The following is a 20,145-nucleotide window of genomic DNA, read 5'->3' on the forward strand; positions in this document are numbered from 1 at the left end:
ACCTTAGTACGCATGTCGAACTATAGGCTTCTCGCCGCCGCTCTCGCCTTCACACTCACCGCGCACGGCCAGTCGGTCACCAACCCCAAAGCCTCCATCCTCGACGTCCCCGCCCGCCAGTCGTTCCTCCACTCCACCACCGACCCACGCCTTCGCGACGCCATCGCGCACCTCGGCTCCTGCGTCAATACACCCGTCGTCCCGGCCCCCACCGGCGTCATCGACATCCCCCACCACTATCTCAGCGGCTCGCACGGCCCCACCAATCCTGCCGAAGCCGCCGCCACGCGCGTCTACGGCGCCTTCGAGCGCCGCATCACCGCTGGCATGAACCAGTACGTCGCCACCGGCAGCCACGCCGAAGCCGCCTGCGCACTCGCGCAGCTCGACACCTGGGCACAAGCCCACACGCTCCTCGACTACGACCCCAAAGAGTCCTCACAAGCCTGGTTCCAGGTCGAGTGGACACTCAGTTCTGCAGGCGTCACCGACTCCGTCCTCGTGAACGACCCTGCGCTCAACCCCACACAACAAGCCCGCGTCGCCGTATGGCTCAACGCCGCGGCGCACAAGCTCATCTCCTACGAGAAGCCCGGCGAGTTCGGCAACAACCATCACTACTGGCGGGCCCTCGCAGCCATCTCCGTCGGCGTCGCCACGCACGACAACGACCTCTTCCGCTTCGGCGTTGACACTTACAAGCAAGCCATCTCCGAGATCGACTCCAACGGCGCCTTCCCCCGCGAGATGGCCCGCCACGAGCGCGCCATCCACTACCAGGCCTTCGCCCTCCAGCCGCTCGTCCTCATCGCCGAGTTCGCCACCCGCCAGGGAACCAATCTCTACGCCTACTCCTCACACAACCACACCCTTCGCGACGCCATCATCTTCCTCGGCCGCGCCATCGACAACCCCGCCCTCGTCAAGCCCTACGCCTCCGAAACCCAGGACACCCACTTCGGCCCCGACGACTACGCTCCCTTCGAGTTCTACGCCGCACGCTTCGGCACCACCGGCCTGCCACCGTCCATCGTCAACGGCCTCCAGCATCCCACCTACGCCACCCGCATCGGAGGTAGCACAACCATCCTTGCCGGTAAATAGCGCCGCGCCTTTGCTCTCGCTTTTCTTTCTGTTATTCCGAGCGCAGCGAGAAACCTGCTTCTAGCGCGCGAAGCGCGTCTGCTCGAATCTATCCATCACTTCTTCTTATACTAATAGTAATTGCCATCACAATCACTTATGGTCGTCTCATGCGACCCAACAACACCCAAGCCGTCTTTGACGCCACCGCCGCCACCTACGACCGCGACCGCATGAAGCTCATCCCCGGCCACGAAGCCTTCTATGCAGCCACGCTCGAGCTCATCCCACAAGACGCAAAACTCATCATCGACCTCGGCGCCGGCAGCGGCCTCTTCTCCGCGATGCTGCACGCAGCCTTCCCCAACGCCCACCTGCACCTCATCGACTTCTCCGAACCCATGCTCGCACTCGCCCGCCAGCGCCTCGGCCCATCTGAGGGACCGGCCCCGCGCCTCACCTACACCCTCGCCGACTACACCACCACCACTCTCCCTGCCAACTGCGACGCCATCGTCAGCGCGCTCTCCATCCACCACCTCGATGACGACATCAAGCAGGCCATCCTCCCGCGCATCCTCACCGCGCTCCATCCCGGCGGCGTCTTCATCAACGCCGATCACATCGCCGGCCCCACTCCCGAGCTCGAACACGAATACCAGCAGCGCTGGCTCGCCACCATCCGCGCAAACGGAGCAACAGACCAGCAAATCTCCGACTCCCTCTACCGTCAGCAGGAAGACCGCCGCACCCCCGTCGACGCGCAACTCACCTGGCTCCGCGCCGCCGGCTTCGCCCAGGTCGACTGCTGGTACAAGGCCTCCAGCTTCGCCGTCCTCACCGGCACGCGCCCGTAGTTCTACGCAACTCACATCGAACCGCACAACTGCGGCCTAACCTCGCATACACTCGTCTCACAATCATTCTTTCCTCAGACGAGGTCTCACGTGCGCGCATCCTTCGCCACTGCACTACTCTTCGCCCTTCCGCTGGTCGCACAGGCTCAAACCACGAAGCCCTCCTTCGCCACGCCCGCCATCTCACCCGACGGGCACGAGATCGCCTTCGCCTCCGGCGGCGACATCTGGACCGCGCCCGCCACCGGCGGCGACGCCCACCTCCTCATCTCCAACCCCGCCGAAGAGTCCCGCCCGCTCTACTCGCCGGACGGCACACGCCTCGCCTTCCAGTCCACTCGCACCGGTGCCGACGACATCTACGTCCTCACCTTCGCCACCGGCCAGCTCCAGCGCATCACCTACACCGACGCGCCCGTCTCCCTCGACGCCTGGTCCCGCGACGGCCAGTGGCTCTACTTCACCTCCTCCGCCGACGACGTCGGCGGCCAGGGAGACATCTTCCGCGTCCACAGCAGCGGCGGCACGCCGCTCCCCGTCTCTGCCGAGCGTTACCTCAACGAGTTCGAATCAGCTCCCTCACCCGATGGCAAATCCATCGTGCTCGTCGCCAAGGGCATCTCTTCCTCGCAGTGGTGGCGCAAGGGCCACGCACATATCGACGAGACCGAACTCTGGCTCAAGCCACTCACTCCGCCCTCCGCCACCGACGCTGGTTACAAACTCCTCCTCTCCGCCGACGCCAAACACGCCTGGCCCATGTGGTCGCCCGACGGGCACACACTCTTCTTCATGAGCGACAAATCCGGCGCGGAAAATATCTGGTCTGCCGACGCCGCCACTGGAGCCGCCAAACCCGTCACCCACTTCACCAACGGCCGTTGCCTCTGGCCCACCATCGCCTACGACGGCAAAACCATCCTCTTCGAGCGCAACTTCTCCATCTGGTCGCTCAACACGGCCACCGGCAAGGCTTCCGAACTTAGCATCACCTTGCGCGGAGTCCCCAGCACGCCCGGCATCACCCACGAGCGTCTCAGCACATGGTCCAACCTCGCGCTCTCGCCCGACGGCAAAAAGGTAGCCGTCGTCGCCCACGGTGAGGTCTTCGCCGCCAGTGCCAAAGACGGCGGCGAGCCGCAACGCCTCACCCACACTCCTTCGGCCGAGTCCGACCCACAGTGGTCGCCCGACTCCACCAAGCTCCTCTACCTCTCCGAGCGCGACGGCGGCTCCTCCATCTACGAGTACGACTTCACCAGCAACACCGAACGCGCCCTCACGCACTCCGCCAACATCGACCTCTCCCCCACCTGGTCGCCCGACGGCAACTCCATCGCCTACCTCCGCGACCGCAAAGAGCTCCACATCCTCACCCTAGCCGACACGAAGGGCAAAGCCGATTTGACCGATAAAGTCATCGCCAACGGTGAAATCAACAGCTACGGCGGCTCTTCCATCGCCTGGTCGCCCGACTCGCACTGGGTCGTCTTCGTACCCACCGGCGTCGACGGCTTTACCAACCTCTTCGCCGTGCCCGCCGACGGCTCCGCCCCCGCGCGCCCGCTCACCTTCCTCGCCAACGGCCAAAACGGCTCGCATCTCGCCTGGTCGCCCGACGGCAAGTACATCCTCTTCGACACCGCACAGCGCGCCGAAACCCCACACCTCGCCCGTGTCGACCTCGTCCCCCACGTCCCCGCCTACCGCGAAGACCAATTCACCGACCTCTTCCGCAAGCAGACCACCCCGGGCGCACCCGACACCCCCTCGCACACCGAAACCAAGCCCGACACCGAAGCTCCTGCCACAGAGGTGTCATCTCGACCGGAGTCTTCGCAGTCTCATCGTGAAGACGAAGCGGAGAGACCTGCTTCTAAGACCCCGCCAAAGAAGCCCGAGCCCACCCGGATCGTCTTCGACGGCATCCGCGACCGCCTCACCCTCCTGCCGATCGACCTCGATCTCCGCTTCCCCATCATCAGCCCCGACGGCAAAACCCTCGCGTTCCTCGCCGAGGTCTCCGGCGCCGAAAACATCTACACCTACTCGCTCGACGAGCTCTCCCACGAGCCAGCCACCCCGCGCCAGCTCACCTCCACCGCGGGCTCCAAATCCAACATCGCCTTCACGCCCGACTCCAAGGCCCTTTACTACCTTGAAGGCGGCGGCCCCAACAGCGGCGCAGGTCCCGGCGGCACCGTCCGCAGCATCGCCATCGAAACCCGCACTCCTAAGCCCCTCATGCTCTCCACCTCCATCGACGTCGACTTCGACAAAGAAAAGATGGTCGTCTTCAACGAGGCATGGACCACCCTCGATCATCGCTTCTGGAACGGAGAGTTCAACGGCGCCGACTGGCCGGCTCTCCGCGACGAGTGGCGGCCGTATATCGAAGGCGCACGCACCGGCCCCGAGCTCCGCCGCGACATCCTCCTCCTCATCGGCGAGCTCAACAGCTCGCACTCCGGCATCAGCAAACGCGAGCCGCCCGCCGAGCGCACCGGCCGCCTCGGTCTTCGCTTCGAGCGCGAACCCTACGAAAGAGACGGCTCCCTCATCGTCCGCGAGATCGTCCCCCTCGGCCCCGCCGCGTTAGCCACAGCCGACGGCAAACCCGCGCCGTTGGCCGTCGGCGACCACCTCCTCGCTGTTGACGACACACCCATCACCCACGCCATCAACCTCGACTCGTTCCTTCTGGACAAGTCCGGCAAGCGCGTCGTCCTCACCATCGCTCCGGCGGGTGACATGGCGAAGAAACACGACATCGTCGTCCGTCCCGTCCCGCTGCAGGTCGAATCCGGCCTGCTCTACCGCGCCTGGGTCGAATCCCGCCGCGCCTACGTCGATAAAGTCTCCGGCGGCAAGCTCGGCTACGTTCACCTCGCCGCCATGGGAGACGACGATCTCGCCCAGCTCTACCTCGACCTCGACGTGCAGAACGAGTCCAAAGAAGGCGTCATCGTCGACGTCCGCAACAACAACGGCGGCTACGTCAACGGCCGCGTCATCGACGTCTTCGCCCGCAAAAACTATCTGCTCATGACCCCGCGCAACGGCGCCACCGTACCCAGCCGTCAGGCGCTGGGCCAGCGCGCCCTCGGCCTGCCCACCGCGCTCGTCACCAACGAGTCCACTCTCTCCGACGGCGAAGACTTCACCGAAGGTTATCGCGCACTCCAGCTCGGCAAAGTCATCGGCACACCCACCGCCGGCTGGATCATCTTCACCGGCGCCTCCCGCCTCATCGACGGCTCCCAGGTCCGCGTCCCCGGCGAGCGCATCCGCACCCTCGACGGCAAGGACATGGAGATGCACCCCCGGCCCGTCGACATCGAACAGCTCCGCCCCCTCGGCGAAACCGAAACCGGCGAAGACATCCAGCTCAAAACCGCCGTCACCACTCTCATCAACCAACTCAAGAAGTAACTCCCCACAAACTAGCAAAGACCCACAGACGGCATCATCCCGTGGGTCTTTGCTACTCCCTACTCCCTATTCCCTGCTTCCTCTACTCCAGCGGCTCCACATGCTTCGGCCTGAACTTCGGCTTCTTCATCAAGTATCCAATCGGAATCAGACAAGCCACCAGCACCACCAGCACATGCACCACATCCACATACGCCAGCGTGCTCGCCTGCCGCAGCATCATGTCATACACCCGTCCCGTCGCCATCCCCGCCGCACTCGCAGCCGAGTAGCCCTGCGCCCGCAGCGTCGCCACAATCCCCTGCTGCATCGACTGGTACGTCCCTGACCCGCTCACAATATGCGCCGCCAGATAGCGCTGATGCACCTGCGCCCGCCGCACCAGCATCGTGCTGATGAACGACACGCCCAGGCTGCCACCGATATTTCGCGCCAGCGCCGTCATACCGCTGACTTCATTGTTCTTCTCCTGCGGCACGCCCACATAGCTCATCAGGCTGATCGGCACAAACAGAAACGGCATCCCCAGCACCATCACCACGCGCCAGCTCGCCGCATTCCAGAACGTGATGCCAAGGTTCAAATCGCCGATTCGCCAGATTCCCAGCGTCAGCAGACTGAACCCAATCGTGATCATCACGCGCGGGTCCATCTTCTGCCCCAGGAAACCCACCAGCGGAAACAGCAGCATCAGCGCCACCCCGCCCAGGCTCAGCGCCATGCCAGCCTCGGTCGCCGTATACCCTAGCTGCTCCTGCAAAAACTGCGGAATCATCACCGTCGTCGCATATAGCGCCGCACCGATCACTAGCATCACGATCTGCGTCATCGCAAAGTTGCGCTTCTTATACAGCCGCAGGTCCAGAATCGGGTGCTCCACCGTCAGTTCACGGTATAGGAACCAGATCAGCCCGACGCCTGCCACCACCGCGCACCCGATGATAAAGTGCGACCCAAACCAGTCGTCCTCCTGCCCTTTGTCGAGCATCATCTGCAGCGCCGCAATGGTCACCGTCAGCAGCCCCAGCCCAATCCCATCGATCGAGCCCAGCTTGTTCCGCATCCGCTTCAGATACGGCGGGTCTTCCACAATCCGGCTCGTCAGCATCAGTGACAGGATGCCCACCGGGATATTCAGCAGAAAGATCCATCGCCACGTATAGTTGTCCGTGATCCAGCCGCCCAGCGTCGGCCCAATCGCCGGCGCCAGCACTACCGCCATGCCATACAAACTGAACGCGACACTGCGTTTCTCCGGCGCAAACGTGTCCGCAAGAATCGCGCGCTCGCTCGGCTGCAACCCACCGCCCGCCGCGCCCTGGATCACGCGAAACACAATCAGCATCGGCAGGCTCGTCGCCAGCCCGCACAGCAGCGAGCATACCGTGAACCCCGCCACGCAGCTCATATAAAACCGCTTCCGCCCAATCCGGTTCGCAATCCAACCGCTGATCGGCAGCACCACCGCATTCGACACCAGGTACGACGTCAGCACCCACGTCGCCTCGTCGTAGCTCGCCCCCAGCGTGCCCGCAATATGCGGCAGCGCCACGTTAGCGATGCTCGAATCCAGCGCCTCCATAAACGTCGCCAACGTCACCGTCAGCGCGATGATCCACGGATTGAACTTAGGCGTCCACGCCTCGTAGTGATACTCTGCGTCGCTGTCCGGGCTGTTCACCGGCCTCGCAACGGTACTCTGTGCCATTCCTACTCCTGCTCAATCAAGGCTCCCCCCACAAGGGCGTGCGTCCGGGACAGGGAGCGTGCGTCTTCGCTATCGTCAAATCGTCATCGTTCTCGGCTATCTACAAGGATAGATGGCCTTCCCCGCCCCACGATGCAACAAAACCCACTATCCAGCCAGATTTCTAAAATCCCACGCAACCCAAACCGCCCATCTGCATCCGCAACCCCTCACCAGCGTCTAAGCTATAGACAGCGACGGAGCGCTTTCCTACTCCCTGTCCCCTACTCCCTGCCCTATGAAGCTCACCCGCTACACCAAGTTCACCGGCGACCTCTCCACGAGCTTCGATCTCGAAGACCTCCTGCAGTCGCTCTCCGACTTCCTGCTCGACTCCGGCTTCCAGGACCCCTTCTCGCCCTTCAGCAACATGGACGACTCCATGGAGTCCCTCCGCGAGGCCATCCGCCAGGCACTCGAGTCTGGCGAGCTCCTCGACGAAGACGCGCAGGAAAAATTCAACGAGCTCGAAGAGCCGCAGATCGAAGAGCTCATCGAAAAGATTATCCAGCGAATGAAGGACGAGGCCTACCTTAACGCCGAAGAGCCCAGCGAAGGCTCAGGCGAACAAGGCGACGGCGAATCCGACGCCCGCTTCGAAGTCACCGACAAGGGCATGGACTTCCTCGGCTACAAGGCCCTGCGCGAGCTCCTCGGCCCCCTCGGCAAATCCTCCCTCGGCCGGCATGACACCCTGCACGAAGCCGCCGGCGTCGAAACCAACGGCTCCTCCAAGCTCTACGAGTTCGGCGACTCCCTCAACCTCGACATCACCGCCACGCTCAACAGCGTCTTCGCCCGCGAAGGCATGGACGGCTCGGGCAAGCTCAACCTCGAATACTCCGACCTCCACGTCCAGCAGGCCGACTACCAGTCTTCCTGCGCCACCGTGGTCCTACTCGACTGCTCGCACTCCATGATCCTCTACGGCGAGGACCGCTTCACTCCCGCCAAGCGCGTCGCCATGGCGCTCTCGCACCTCATCCGCACGCAGTACCCCGGCGATAGCCTCTCACTCGTTCTCTTCCACGACTCCGCCGAAGAGATCCCCATCTCGCAGCTCCCGCGCGTCAAGGTCGGCCCGCACTACACCAACACCCGCGAAGGCCTCCGCATCGCCCAGCGCATCCTCAAGTCCTCCGGTAAAGACATGAAGCAGATCGTCATGATCACCGACGGCAAGCCTTCGGCGCTCACCATGGAAGACGGCCGCATCTACAAGAACGCCTTCGGCCTCGACCCCATCGTCATCCAGGAGACGCTCGAAGAGGTCGGCCGCTGCAAGCGCTCCGGCATCATGATCAACACCTTCATGCTCGCGCAGGACTTCCAGCTCGTGCAGTTCGTCCAAAAGATGTCTGCCATGTGCCGCGGGAAGGCCTACTTCACCACGCCACAAACGCTCGGCAACTACCTCCTCATGGACTTCATGTCCCGCCGCAGCAAACACATCAACTAGCTGCGCCGTCGTGGCCGTGCATGGACTCCTGCGCCACCGCTCCATGGCCGGTTCTGCCTCAATCGGCACATTGCCAGCACTGTCCAGCACCAGACTTGCCGGTTCGGGCACAGCATACGCTCCTCTCGCCATGACCCCACTTCTACAAGCCCGGCAGCCGCCCCTAGGCCACGCCGCGCTGTCTAGACGCATCAGCTATAGGCGTCTGTCGCGCCACACACGATAGACGCCCCACGCTGCCGCCGTGCAGTTGTCCATCACCCGGCCGTCCAGCAGCATCGTTTCGAACTCACCCACAGACACCCGATGCACCGTCATGTCGCTCTCCTCCGGCTCACGGTCTGTCTCGCCCTGCATTAGCCCCTCGGCCAGAAACACGTGATGCAGCTGCCGCATCACCCCATAGCCGATCCATAAGCTAGCCAGCCGCGTCATCCGATCCGCACGCAGCCCGGTCTCTTCGGCCAGTTCTCCGCGGGCCATCTCTTCGGCATCTGCATCGGCCTCTTCCCAGCCACCCTGTGGCAGCTCATAAAAGCTCGCGCCCACCGTGTACCGGTACTGATGCACCAGCCACACAAACTCTCCTTCCGGCGTCACCTCCAGCGGAACCACGATCACCGCCGGGTCTTTATCCACCACCCCATACAATCCGCGCCGTCCATCCGGATACTCGATAATGTCCTCGCGCACCCGCGTCCACTTGTTCCGATACACCTCTTTGCTGCTAATCGTCCGTATCGTCATGCACTTCCCCTGCTCTCGATGCTACGCGACACATCTCGAAACGGTATAAGAGCCTCTAAAACGGTGTAAGGTAAAGTTCGCGAAACTTGCCGCCAGTTCGGCACTCACCAGGAGCAACTGCACGATCATGAAGCCATCGGAAGGTCGCAAGCGCGTCGTCATCGAAGAGATCCAGCCCACCGTCAACGCCGGCCGGTATGCAGCCAAACGCATCGTCGGCGACGAGGTCATCGTCACCGCCGCCATCTTCGGCGACGGCCACGACCACCTCGGCGCGCGCCTCCTCTTCCGCCACAGCTCCGAGCGCACCTGGCAGGCCCAGCACAGCACCTTCCGCGAGCTCGGCAACGACCTCTGGACCGCCTCCTTCACCGCCGACCGCATCGGCCTCTGGCACTTCACCATCGAGGCCTGGGTCGACCACTTCGACACCTGGCTCCACGACCTCGACAAGCGCCTCGCCGCCCAGCAGGACTCCCCCCAGGATATCCCGCTCGCCCTCAAAATCGGTGCCAACCACCTCGAAACCCTCGCCACCCGCGCCCGCGGCGACGACAAAAAGGCCTTCAAAGCCGCCGCTCTCGAGCTCCGCAATCTCGCCGCGCAAAACCTCCCTTTGTACGAGGAATCCGCAACGCCAGGCATCATCCAACCGGAGATCGTCTCTCTCGCCAAGCAGTATCCCAACCTCCCCTACGCCACCCGCGCCGAAAAAGAGTTCCCCGTCTGGGTCGATCGCAAGCGTGCCGAGTACTCCTCCTGGTACGAGCTCTTTCCCCGCTCGGCCTCGAACAACCCAGGCCAGCACGGCACCCTGCGCGACGTCGAAGCACGCCTCCCCGAGATCGCCGCCATGGGCTTCAACATCCTCTACCTGCCGCCCATCCATCCCATCGGCAGAGCCTTTCGCAAGGGCAAGAATAACTCCGTCACCGCCGAACCCGGCGACGTCGGCAGCCCTTGGGCCATCGGCTCAATCGAAGGCGGCCACACCGAAATCCTCTCTGCCCTCGGCACCTTCAGCGACTTCGACTCGCTCCTCCGCGCCGCCAAACACAACGGCATGGAGCTCGCCCTCGACATCGCCTTCCAGTGCTCGCCCGACCACCCATGGGTCAAGGCTCACCCCGCATGGTTCACCACGCGCCCCGACGGCTCCATCCAGTACGCCGAAAACCCACCCAAAAAGTATCAGGACATCTACCCCCTCAACTTCGAGTCCTCCGACTGGCGCGGCCTCTGGGACGCCCTCTACAAGGTCTTCAAATTCTGGGTCGACCGCGGCGTCCGCGTCTTCCGCGTCGACAACCCCCACACCAAAGCCCTGCCCTTCTGGGAGTGGTGCATCGAACAGATCCGCGCCCAGACCCCCGACGTCCTCTTCCTCGCCGAAGCCTTCACCCGCCCGCACGTCATGTACTCGCTCGCCAAGGCCGGCTACACGCAGAGTTACACCTACTTCACCTGGCGACAGACGGCCCAGGAGCTCGAAGCCTACTTTACGGAAATCTGCAACCCGCCCGTCTCCGACTTCTTCCGCCCGAACGTCTGGCCCAACACACCGGACATTCTCCACGCACAGCTGCAGGTCGCGGACCCCGCCGAACGCCGGGCTATCTTTATGCAGCGCGTCATCCTCGCCGCCACACTCTCCGCAAGCTATGGCATCTACGGCCCCGCCTACGAGCTATGCGAGTGGCGTCCCGCCAAGCCCGCCGCTGGCAAGACCTCCAGCGAAGAGTACCTCGACAGCGAAAAATATCAGCTCCGCACCTGGGACCGCTCCGACCCCATCTCCATCGCGCCGCTCATCACGCAGCTCAACCGCATCCGCTACGAAAACTTCGCCCTGCAATCCAACCACGGCCTGCACTTCCACCACGCCGAAAACCCGCAGATCATGGCCTACTCCAAAACAACTCCTGACACCGTCAGCACCATCCTCACCATCGTCAATCTCGACTCCAAAGCCGACCAGAGCAGCATGATCGACCTCGCTCTCGACAAACTCAACCTCTCTTGGGGCACCGACGAGAACCCCACCATCTTCGAAGTCGAAGACCTCCTCACCAGCGCAAAGTACACCTGGCGAGGCCCACGCAACTACGTCGCCCTAAAACCCGAACTCCCCGCCCACATCCTCCGCATCACCTCCCATCCTACCGAGGACAAAGCATGAAGACGGTTTTTATGGCCCTCAACGCTCTTGTAGAACAAGGCATCATCAAGGCGTACGCAATCGGGGGCGCCATCGGCGCATCGTTCTATTTGCAGGCGATGCAGACCGAGGATATCGATGCCTTCGTCTTCCTTCCGTCCACAGACTCTATCCTTATTTCGCTCACTCCGGTCTATCAGGCCCTTACAGCTCTGGGCGGCAAGCTTGAGAGAGAGTACGTTCGCTTCGGCCAGTGGCCACTACAGATCCTCACCGACGCCTCGCCTCTCATCGCAGAAGCCATACGCGAGGCTGTCTCGGTCGAATACGAGGGTGTGCCCACTCGCGTCTTTCGTCCCGAACACCTCTGTGCCATCGCGCTCGAAACCGGTCGCAGCAAAGACTTCACTCGGGTGAGCCTGTTTCTGGAGCAGAACGAAGTGGATTATGATGCTTTACAAGCTGTCGTGCGCCGCTTCAACTTGCAGAACCAGCTTGATAGAGTAAGCCATGGAAACATTTGACCGGAAACCCGTAATGGCCGACGAGCAGAAGCTGGCGTTCAACGCCCGCGTCAAAGCCTCCATGCTGATCTATCTCAAATCTCTCTCCTGGCCGGAAAAGATCGCCTCCATCGAGCGCATGAACGAAGCTGGACGCATCGCGCGAGCTGCCATGAAAGCCGCCCGTTCGAAATCATCTCCAGTTCGATAGCCTGCCCTACTCCAACGCCAGCTCCAGCGCTGCCGCCACATGGATCGCCGTCGTATCGAACATCGGCACCGGGCAATCCTCCGCCGAGATCAGCAGCATAATCTCCGTGCACCCCAGAATAATTCCCTCCGCCCCACGCTCCACCAGCCCGCGAATGATCTCGCGATACATCTCCCGCGACGAGTCCAGCGTCTTGCCCAGGCACAGCTCGCTGAAGATCACCCGATGCACCGTCTCGCGCTCTTCCTGCTCGGGAATCAGCACCTCGAGCCCATAGCTCCGCGCCAGCCGCTCGCGATAAAACGCCTGCTCCATCGTGTACAGCGTCCCCAGCAGCCCAACTTTCTTCAACCCGGCCTTCTGGATGCGCGCAGCCGTCACATCCGCAATATGCACCAGCGGGATCGAGATCTCCGCCTCCACCTCATCGGCCATCTTGTGCATCGTGTTCGTGCAGATCAGCACCATCTCCGCGCCCGCCGTCTCCAGCGTCTTCGCGCAAGCGATCATCTTCTTCGTCAGCTCATCCCAGTCGCCCGCGCGCTGCAGCGCCGCAATCTCGTTGAAGTCCACACTCAGCAGCAAGCAAGGCGCCGAGTGCAGCCCACCCCGATGCGCCCGCACGCTCTCATTCAACAGCCGGTAGTACTCCGAAGAGCTCTCCCAGCTCATCCCACCAATCAACCCAATCGTCTTACATCGCAAGCGAACACTCTCCGTCGCGCTGCGATCCCAAACAACAGCGCATACTCCAGCATAGCCTCCCTGAAGCAGCACGAACCGGGTGCCCCATGTCTCGCTTCTGAGACATGGGTTTGCACAATGCAGGTGCCCCATCTTCGCGACGGCTTCATCGTCGCTAAGGTGGGATGTACACGGTCAGATGTCCCTACTGCCACACATGCGGCAGCGCCCCCGCAGGCTTCCCCGCCTTAATCTCCGAATAAATAATCCCGATATGCTGCGACATATCCGGCCGCACCCAGTTCGCATCCCGCGCCGGCAACGTCACTCTTACCTCCGCAACCGGCTTATCCATCTGCGCCTTCACCGCCGCATACAGGTCCCGCAGAAACTGCGCCTGCCCCGTCACAATCTCCACGCCGCCCATATCGCCATGCCCCGGAAGCACCACCTTCGGCCCCAGTGCAGCGGCTTTGTCCAGCACCTTCGGCCAGTTCGCCACATCCGCATCCCACAGCTTGTTTCTGGGCCCATTCACCGCCGCATCGCCCGTACAAAGAATCCGCTCCTTCGGCAGCCACACATACCCATCGCCGCGCGTATGCCCCCAGCCGAGGTGCAGAAAATCTACCTCGCGCGTCGCATCCTTCAGCACAAACTTGTCGCCGCGAAACACCACCTTCGGCCGCTCGACGTCGTTCGCCCCGGTCGCACGCACATCCTCGCGTTTACTCATCGCCGCTCGCCACCGAGTCGGCTCATACAAATCCATCTCTTCGCGCACACCCACATACGCCAGCGTCGTCGCTCCCACCTTCGTCCACTGCGCATTCCCATACGAGTGGTCCCCATGCGCATGCGTATCGAACACCCACTTCACTGGCTTCGGACTCAACCTCGGAATCTCCGCCATCAACTCCTTCGTCCGCCCCGGATAGCTCGGGTCCACCAGAATCAGATAGTCCTTCATCTCAATCACAATCGAGTTGCAGTACCCCGCATGAGCATCCCCCTCCAGAAACCAAACCCCTTTCGCAACCTCCTGCGGGGCGGCACTCTGCGCCCACATCCCCCACGGCATCAACAACCCCGCCAGCACCACCAGCAACCCTCTTCGCATCGCGTCTACCCTCGCTTTGTACTATCCTCGTCTGATACCCAAATTCGCAAGGCGAATGGCCGTATGACGGAACAAAAACCCATCCTCGGAACCTCTCCCCTTCGCAAAGAAGGCCGCGCGAAGGTCCTCGGTGCGGCCCGATACATCGACGACCAGTCGCTTCCCGGCATGTGGCACGGCGCCACCGTCCGCTCCACCATCGCCCGCGGCCGCATCCGCTCCATCACCTTCGACCCCGCAATCGACTGCTCCCAGTACGCCATCGTCCGCGCCTCCGACATCCCCGGCGCCAACACCATCGTCCACATCATCCAGGACCACCCCTGCCTCGCCGACCCGCTCATCAACCACCCCTACGAGCCCATCCTCCTCCTCGCGCACCCCGAAAAAGCCGCGCTCCTCACCGCCCTCGCCGCCATTCACATCGACTACGACGAACTCCCCGGCGTCTTCACCATCGAAGACTCCGAGTCCGCCGTCGCAGCGAACGACACAACCCGCATCATCTGGGACCGCCCCGACAACGGCGGCTCCGCGAACTGCTTCAAGCAATACACCATGCACTCCGGCGACGCCGACGAAGTCGAAGCCGGCCTCGCCGCCGCCTTCGAACACGCTGACTTCATCGTCGAAGGCGAGTACGCCACCGGCGCACAGGAACAGCTCTACATCGAACCCAACGGCGTCATCGCGGAGTGCTTCTTCAAGCCCACCGGCGAAGTCGAGTCCGTCACCGTCCGCGGTTCCCTGCAGTGTCCCTACTATCTTGTCCACGCCCTCTCCGTCGTCTTCAACCTTCCGCAGGAAAACTGCCGCGTCATCCAGGTTGAAACCGGCGGCGCCTTCGGCGGCAAGGAAGACTTCCCCTCTGTCATCGGCTCGCACGCCGCTCTGCTCGCCATGAAGTCCGGCCACCCCGTCAAGATGATCTACGACCGCGCCGAGGACATGGCCTCCACCACCAAGCGCCACCCCTCGCGCACCCGCCATCGCACGGCTGTCAGCAAAGACGGCAAACTCCTAGCCGGCACCATCGAAGTCGCACTCGACGGCGGCGCCTACGCCACGCTCTCCTCCACCGTCCTCTCGCGCGCCACCATCCACGCCCCCGGCCCGTACAAGTGGCCGTACCTCCGCGTCAACGCCAAAGCAATGGCCACCAACATCCCGCCGCACGGCGCCTTCCGCGGCTTCGGAGCCCCGCAGTCTCTCTTCGCCCTCGAGCGCCACATGGACCGCATCGCGCACACCATCGGCATCTCACCCGAAGAGCTCCGCCGCAAAAACTTCCTCGGCACCGGCGACAAGACCGCCACCGGCCAGCCACTCCTCGACCCCGTCGACATGCAGCACCTCCTCACCCGCGCACTCGCCGAATCCAACTACCACGCCAAGCTCGCCGAGTTCGCAAAAACCAACCCCACCTCTCCCATCAAGCGTGGAATAGGCTTCGCCGCCTTCATGCACGGCACCGGCTTCACCGGCTCCGGCGAGCGCCGCCTCAACTCCCTCGTCCATCTCGACCTCACCCCGGACGGCCGCCCGCAAATCCTCGTCTCCTCCACCGAGTTCGGGCAGGGCACCAACACCATCCTCTGCCAGGTCGCCGCACAAAACCTCCAGCTCCCCTACGACGACATCCTCATCCACGAAGCCGACACCGCCTTCGTCCCCAACTCCGGCCCCACCGTCGCCAGCCGCACCGCCATGATCGTCGGCAAGCTCGTCGAGCGCACCAGCCAGCAACTCCTCAACACGCTCCGCACCCACGAGCACCTGCCCACTCCCCACACGCGCGAAGACTTCTACCGTGCCGCGCGCTGCTACCTCCTCAAGCACGGCTCCCTCCGCGAGTCCGCCCGCTACGAACCACCCGCGCCCATCTTCTGGGACGACGACAAGTACCGCGGCGACGCCTACCCCGGCTACGCCTGGGCCGTCTACGTCGCCGAAGTCGCCGTAGACACCCGCACCTATATGGCCACCTGCACCCGCTTCGACGCCCTCCAGGAAGTCGGCAAGGTCATGCACCCCGTACTCGCCAAAGGCCAGATCGAAGGCGGCGTCGCGCAAGGCATCGGCTACGCGCTCTACGAAAAATGCGTCTGGAACAACGGCAAGATGATGAACAACCAGATGACCAACTACATCATGCCCACCAGCGCCGACCTCCCCGAGATCCACGTCCACTTCGAAGAGGTCCCCTCGATCCACGGCCCCGGCGGCGCCAAAGGCATCGGCGAGCTCCCCATGGACGGCCCCGCCCCCGCCATCCTCAACGCCATCGAAAACGCCCTCGGCATCCCCTTCAACACCATCCCCCTCCTCCCCGAAGACATCTTCGAACGCCTCACATCCACCCACGCCAACGGCGAAGTCCTCAACCCCACCGTCGATCTAGACACGAAAACCGAGGTCCCCGCATGACACAGTTCTTGCCTTACATTGCGTCCTCTCTTTTAAAACCATCGCGTACTCTGCGTGAAAGCTTTTGCTTTTGTTCTTGAGCTCCCATGACCCAGATCACTCTCACCATCAACGGCGCAACTCAAACCCTCTCGGTCCCGCCGATGAAGCGCCTCCTCGACGTCCTTCGCGAGGACCTGGCCCTCACGGGCACCAAAGAAGGCTGCGGCGAAGGCGAATGCGGAGCCTGCGCCGTCCTCCTCGATAACGGAAACGGCGTCGAACTCGTCAACTCCTGCCTCATCCCAGCCCTCCAGGCCAACAACACCACCATCACCACCATCGAAGGCCTCGCGCCTGCTCTATCCTCTATCCCCTCTCCTCTATCCCCTATTCAGCAATGCTTCCTCGAAAAAGGCGGCGCGCAATGCGGCATCTGCACCCCAGGCATGATCCTCGCCACGCACCACCTGCTCTCGAAGCACCCCAACCCCACCCTCGACGAGATCAAAGAAGGCCTCGCCGGAAACCTCTGCCGCTGCACCGGCTACATGCGCATCTTCGAGTCCGTCCAGCAAGCCGCCCAACTCACTCAACACACAACCAACCCATAATGTTGTCATCCTGAGCGAAGGCTCGTGCACGTGCGAGCCGCAGTCGAAGAACCTGTATTTGTACTTGCCGTTGCCTTTCTTGTTTGTCATTCCCGAAGGGAATCTGCTTCTGCTCTTGTCGTTGCTGTTGCCGTTGCTCTTGCTGTTGCTTCTAGGTACCCCAAGGCTTCAGCCTTGGGTTTCATAGTCGCGGAGAAGAATTGGGCTTTAGCCCCTGGGGTATGCCTTCTCTAAGCTCTACACTCTAATCTCTATTTCCTTATGCATTCAGACGTATCTCAATTCGACCTCACCGCCCCCCACACACTCGACGCGGCACTGCGCCTCCTGGCCGAAGGTGGCCACGCCCCCATCGCCGGCGGCACCGAGCTCATGGTCGCACTCGGCGCAGGCCGCCTCACCCCAAAATCCCTCATCTCCATCCAGCACCTCCGCGAGCTCCGCTTCATCCGTGCCGACGACAACGCCATCCACATCGGCTCCGGCACCACCTTCACCGACATCCGCCGCAACCCCGACATCGCCCGCGACCTCCCGCTCCTCATCCAGTCCGCCTCCTGGACAGGCTCCATCGCCAACCAGAACCGCGCCACCCTCGGCGGCAACATCTGCAACGCCTCCCCCGCAGCCGACACCCCACCCGCGCTCCTCGCCTACAACGCCACCGTCACCCTCATCTCCTCAACAGGCACCCGCACCATCCCCTACACCGACTTCCACCTCGGCTACAAACGTACTGCCCTCCAACCCAACGAGCTCCTCCACACCATCACCATCCCCCGCGCCTTCGCCGGCTACCGTCACTACATCCGCAAAGTCGGCACCCGCAACGCGCAAGCCATCTCCAAGATCGCCCTCGCCGCCGTCGCAAAACTCAACAACAACACCATCACGGACATCCGCCTCGGCGCCGCCAGCCTCACCGACCGCCCCACCCGCTGCACCGCCACCGAGCGCGCCCTCCTCAACCAACCCATCAACGAAGCCACCATCAAGTCAGCCCGCGCCGCGCTCGCCTCCGAAACCCACACCATCGACGACATCCGCTCCACCGCCCGCTACCGCGCCACCGTAGCCGGCAACCTCCTCGAAGAGTTCCTCCGCTCCCTCGTTCGTTAAATCGCCTCTCGTCTCCTGCAAAAAACACCGTCATCTCGACCGAAGCCAAACAGTTTCATCGTTTGGCGTAGCGGAGAGACCCCTGTATTTTGCTCGCACCCGCACAGCAACCGCTTGGAAGCCACGCTGTTCCAAATCCTGTACCCTTCTCATCATGGCCCGACCCAAAAGCCCGGAGAAGCGCGAAGCCATCCTCGCCGCCGCCGCCCAAGAGATCGCCGAGTCCGGTCTCAGCGTCGCCACCGCGCGCATCGCCCGCCGCGCCAACATCGCCGAAGGCACACTCTTCACCTACTTCGCCACCAAGGACGAGCTCCTCAACGCCCTCTATCTCGAGCTCAAGCGCGAAACCTACGAGCACGTCCAACAAGGCTTCCCCGTCAAAGACAGCCTCGAACAGCGCACCCGCCACGTCTGGTCCAGCTACATCGCCTGGGTGCTGGGCTCCCCGGCCAAGCGCAGAGCCATGGCCCAGCTCAACGTCTCCGACCTCATCACCGCCTCCACTCGCGCCCAGGCAGCCGCCGGTCGGGACGAAGTAGAACGCATGCTCTCCGAGCTCAACCACCGCACCACTCTTCGCAACCTCCCCAAAGGCTTCGCCGCCGTCCTCATGCTCTCCATGCAGGAAGCCATCCTCGAGTTCGTCTCCAAAGCCCCCTCCACCGCGAAGAAGAAACAACTCATCGAGTCCGGATTCACCACCTTCTGGCGCGCCATCTCCTGACGAACAGAGCAAGCCGTCCTCAAGACTGCACCATCACAGTCTCACCGCGATGTGCAACAGAAAGACCTGCAGTTAGAACCACCCCCAGACTTGTCATCTCGACCGAAGTCCGCGCTTTTGCGGACGCAGCGGAGAGACCTGCAGTTAGAACCACCACGGACGTGTCATCTCGACCGGAGTCCACGCTTTTTGTGGACGCAGCGGAGAGACCTGCGTTTGCCCCTGCCGTTGCCTATTCTTCCATTGCGACCTCTGCGCGCTCCTCATCGCGCCCTCTGCTTGAAAGCCTTTACCGCAGCAAGCGCCACAGGCGCGAGCGTACCACTTCCTACTCCCTACAAAAAATAAATGAGCAACTACTCACTCACTAAACCATCTCATCCCTCAGAAGGAGAAACCCCATGCCCAAAACCTGGCTCATCACCGGCGCCGGCAACGGCCTCGGCCGCGACATCGCCGAAGCGGCCCTGGCCGCCGGCGACAACGTCGTAGCCGCAGCCCGCCGCACCGAACAGCTAGCCCCGCTCGTCCAGCAGTACGGCGAGCGCATTCACCCCGTCACCCTCGACGTCCGCGACGCAGCCGCAGCGACCGCAGCCGTGCAGTCCGCCGTCGACACCTACGGCCGCATCGACGTCCTCGTCAACAACGCCGGCTACGGCCAGTTCGCCCCCTTCGAGCAGATGTCCCCCGAGGACTTCAAGGCCATCGTCGACACCTGTTTCTACGGCGTCGTCTTCACCACCCGCGCTGCTGTTCCCGTCATGCGCAAGCAGCGCAGCGGCCACATCATCCAGATCTCATCCATCGGCGGCCGCATCGCCATGCCCGGCAACGCGCCGTACCACGCAGCCAAGTGGGCCGTCGGCGGCTTCAGCGACTCCCTCGCCACCGAGGTCGCCGCCTTCGGCGTCAAGGTCACCACGGTCGAACCTGGCGGCATCCGCACCAACTGGGCCAACCGCGCCGTAGAAAAGCCCATCGACCTCCTGCCCGACTACCAGCCCTCCGTCGGCGCCGTCTTCGAACTCATCCAGAAGCTCGACGGACGCTTCGAAGGCGACCCAAAGAAGATCGCAGCCGTCATCCTCGACTTGGCCAACCGCGACGATGCACCTCTCCGGCTCATTCTCGGCATCGACGCCGAGCAGCGCGTCCAGCAAACCGAAGCCTCCCGCGCCGCCGAGGCCCAGCAGTGGCAACAGGTCACCCACTCCACCGTCTTCCCCGACGCAGCCCCCATCGCTGAGCTCATGGACTTCAAGCATTAACCGATCA

16 protein-coding genes are annotated in these 20,145 nt (G+C 63.0%); 12 read left to right on the top strand and 4 right to left on the bottom strand.

What is annotated here, in order from left to right; all coding sequences use genetic code 11:
* Positions 1-12 precede the first annotated feature (12 nt).
* From GOB94_RS05945 to GOB94_RS05955, 3 genes are all read left to right on the top strand, one after another.
* On the top strand, positions 13-1,104 hold the full coding sequence (locus GOB94_RS05945) for an alginate lyase family protein (protein ID WP_182277939.1): 1,092 nt from the start codon (positions 13-15) through the stop codon (positions 1,102-1,104).
* Positions 1,105-1,253: 149 nt separating this feature from the next.
* Positions 1,254-1,940: a class I SAM-dependent methyltransferase gene (locus GOB94_RS05950; protein ID WP_182277940.1), complete on the top strand. Its 687-nt coding sequence runs from the start codon at positions 1,254-1,256 to the stop codon at positions 1,938-1,940.
* 90 nt (positions 1,941-2,030) lie between these two features.
* On the top strand, positions 2,031-5,372 hold the full coding sequence (locus GOB94_RS05955) for a S41 family peptidase (RefSeq protein WP_182277941.1): 3,342 nt from the start codon (positions 2,031-2,033) through the stop codon (positions 5,370-5,372).
* A gap of 82 nt (positions 5,373-5,454) precedes the next feature.
* Here the strand turns inward: GOB94_RS05955 and GOB94_RS05960 are convergent, their stop codons facing one another.
* Entirely contained in the window at positions 5,455-7,080 is a 1,626-nt protein-coding gene (locus GOB94_RS05960) for a DHA2 family efflux MFS transporter permease subunit (protein ID WP_182277942.1), read from the bottom strand.
* Between the two features lie 277 nt (positions 7,081-7,357).
* Between GOB94_RS05960 and GOB94_RS05965 the strand changes: the two genes are divergently transcribed.
* The gene (locus GOB94_RS05965; RefSeq protein ID WP_182277943.1) at positions 7,358-8,578 is read left to right on the top strand and encodes a VWA domain-containing protein; all 1,221 of its coding nucleotides are present in this window, start codon (positions 7,358-7,360) and stop codon (positions 8,576-8,578) included.
* 195 nt (positions 8,579-8,773) lie between these two features.
* Here GOB94_RS05965 and GOB94_RS05970 read toward each other — a convergent pair whose 3' ends face one another.
* Positions 8,774-9,325, bottom strand: a complete 552-nt coding sequence (locus GOB94_RS05970; protein WP_182277944.1) for an NUDIX hydrolase — start codon at positions 9,323-9,325, stop codon at positions 8,774-8,776.
* 127 nt (positions 9,326-9,452) lie between these two features.
* Between GOB94_RS05970 and GOB94_RS05975 the strand changes: the two genes are divergently transcribed.
* From GOB94_RS05975 to GOB94_RS05985, 3 genes are read left to right on the top strand one after another with little or no spacing between them, the layout of a single operon-like run.
* Entirely contained in the window at positions 9,453-11,504 is a 2,052-nt protein-coding gene (locus GOB94_RS05975) for an alpha-1,4-glucan--maltose-1-phosphate maltosyltransferase (RefSeq protein WP_182277945.1), read from the top strand.
* Positions 11,501-12,007, top strand: coding sequence for a hypothetical protein (locus GOB94_RS05980; protein WP_182277946.1), 507 nt, complete (start codon positions 11,501-11,503; stop codon positions 12,005-12,007). Before GOB94_RS05975 ends, GOB94_RS05980 begins: the two co-directional genes overlap by 4 nt.
* Positions 12,008-12,020: 13 nt before the next feature.
* A complete protein-coding gene (locus tag GOB94_RS05985; protein WP_182277947.1) occupies positions 12,021-12,197 on the top strand; it encodes a hypothetical protein in 177 nt (58 codons plus the stop codon).
* A 6-nt stretch (positions 12,198-12,203) separates the two neighbouring features.
* On the opposite strand, the gene GOB94_RS05990 is transcribed toward GOB94_RS05985, so the two are convergent.
* Positions 12,204-12,902: an aspartate/glutamate racemase family protein gene (locus GOB94_RS05990; RefSeq protein ID WP_255484269.1), complete on the bottom strand. Its 699-nt coding sequence runs from the start codon at positions 12,900-12,902 to the stop codon at positions 12,204-12,206.
* Positions 12,903-13,086: 184 nt separating this feature from the next.
* A complete protein-coding gene (locus tag GOB94_RS05995) occupies positions 13,087-14,001 on the bottom strand; it encodes an MBL fold metallo-hydrolase (protein WP_255484270.1) in 915 nt (304 codons plus the stop codon).
* 63 nt (positions 14,002-14,064) lie between these two features.
* On the opposite strand from GOB94_RS05995, the gene GOB94_RS06000 reads away from it, so the two are divergent.
* From GOB94_RS06000 to GOB94_RS06020, 5 genes are all read left to right on the top strand, one after another.
* Entirely contained in the window at positions 14,065-16,428 is a 2,364-nt protein-coding gene (locus GOB94_RS06000; protein ID WP_182277949.1) for a xanthine dehydrogenase family protein molybdopterin-binding subunit, read from the top strand.
* Between the two features lie 86 nt (positions 16,429-16,514).
* Positions 16,515-17,021, top strand: coding sequence for a (2Fe-2S)-binding protein (locus GOB94_RS06005; RefSeq protein WP_182277950.1), 507 nt, complete (start codon positions 16,515-16,517; stop codon positions 17,019-17,021).
* A 261-nt stretch (positions 17,022-17,282) separates the two neighbouring features.
* The gene (locus tag GOB94_RS06010; RefSeq protein ID WP_182277951.1) at positions 17,283-18,140 is read left to right on the top strand and encodes a xanthine dehydrogenase family protein subunit M; all 858 of its coding nucleotides are present in this window, start codon (positions 17,283-17,285) and stop codon (positions 18,138-18,140) included.
* A 154-nt stretch (positions 18,141-18,294) separates the two neighbouring features.
* Entirely contained in the window at positions 18,295-18,867 is a 573-nt protein-coding gene (locus GOB94_RS06015) for a TetR/AcrR family transcriptional regulator (protein ID WP_182277952.1), read from the top strand.
* Positions 18,868-19,268: 401 nt separating this feature from the next.
* Complete coding sequence (locus GOB94_RS06020; RefSeq protein WP_182277953.1) at positions 19,269-20,138, top strand: SDR family NAD(P)-dependent oxidoreductase; 870 nt, start codon at positions 19,269-19,271, stop codon at positions 20,136-20,138.
* Positions 20,139-20,145 lie beyond the last annotated feature (7 nt).

It is taken from the genome of Granulicella sp. 5B5, from assembly GCF_014083945.1.
In the GTDB taxonomy this organism is placed as follows: Bacteria; Acidobacteriota; Terriglobia; order Terriglobales; family Acidobacteriaceae; genus Granulicella.

Coding starts and splice junctions, on each gene's coding strand:
- GOB94_RS05945 (WP_182277939.1), top strand. CDS start 13: ATGTCGAACTATAGGCTTCTCGCCGCCGCTCTCGCCTTCACACTCACC.
- GOB94_RS05950 (WP_182277940.1), top strand. CDS start 1,254: ATGCGACCCAACAACACCCAAGCCGTCTTTGACGCCACCGCCGCCACC.
- GOB94_RS05960 (WP_182277942.1), bottom strand. CDS start 7,080: ATGGCACAGAGTACCGTTGCGAGGCCGGTGAACAGCCCGGACAGCGAC.
- GOB94_RS05965 (WP_182277943.1), top strand. CDS start 7,358: ATGAAGCTCACCCGCTACACCAAGTTCACCGGCGACCTCTCCACGAGC.
- GOB94_RS05970 (WP_182277944.1), bottom strand. CDS start 9,325: ATGACGATACGGACGATTAGCAGCAAAGAGGTGTATCGGAACAAGTGG.
- GOB94_RS05975 (WP_182277945.1), top strand. CDS start 9,453: ATGAAGCCATCGGAAGGTCGCAAGCGCGTCGTCATCGAAGAGATCCAG.
- GOB94_RS05980 (WP_182277946.1), top strand. CDS start 11,501: ATGAAGACGGTTTTTATGGCCCTCAACGCTCTTGTAGAACAAGGCATC.
- GOB94_RS05985 (WP_182277947.1), top strand. CDS start 12,021: ATGGCCGACGAGCAGAAGCTGGCGTTCAACGCCCGCGTCAAAGCCTCC.
- GOB94_RS05995 (WP_255484270.1), bottom strand. CDS start 14,001: ATGCGAAGAGGGTTGCTGGTGGTGCTGGCGGGGTTGTTGATGCCGTGG.
- GOB94_RS06000 (WP_182277949.1), top strand. CDS start 14,065: ATGACGGAACAAAAACCCATCCTCGGAACCTCTCCCCTTCGCAAAGAA.
- GOB94_RS06005 (WP_182277950.1), top strand. CDS start 16,515: ATGACCCAGATCACTCTCACCATCAACGGCGCAACTCAAACCCTCTCG.
- GOB94_RS06010 (WP_182277951.1), top strand. CDS start 17,283: ATGCATTCAGACGTATCTCAATTCGACCTCACCGCCCCCCACACACTC.
- GOB94_RS06015 (WP_182277952.1), top strand. CDS start 18,295: ATGGCCCGACCCAAAAGCCCGGAGAAGCGCGAAGCCATCCTCGCCGCC.
- GOB94_RS06020 (WP_182277953.1), top strand. CDS start 19,269: ATGCCCAAAACCTGGCTCATCACCGGCGCCGGCAACGGCCTCGGCCGC.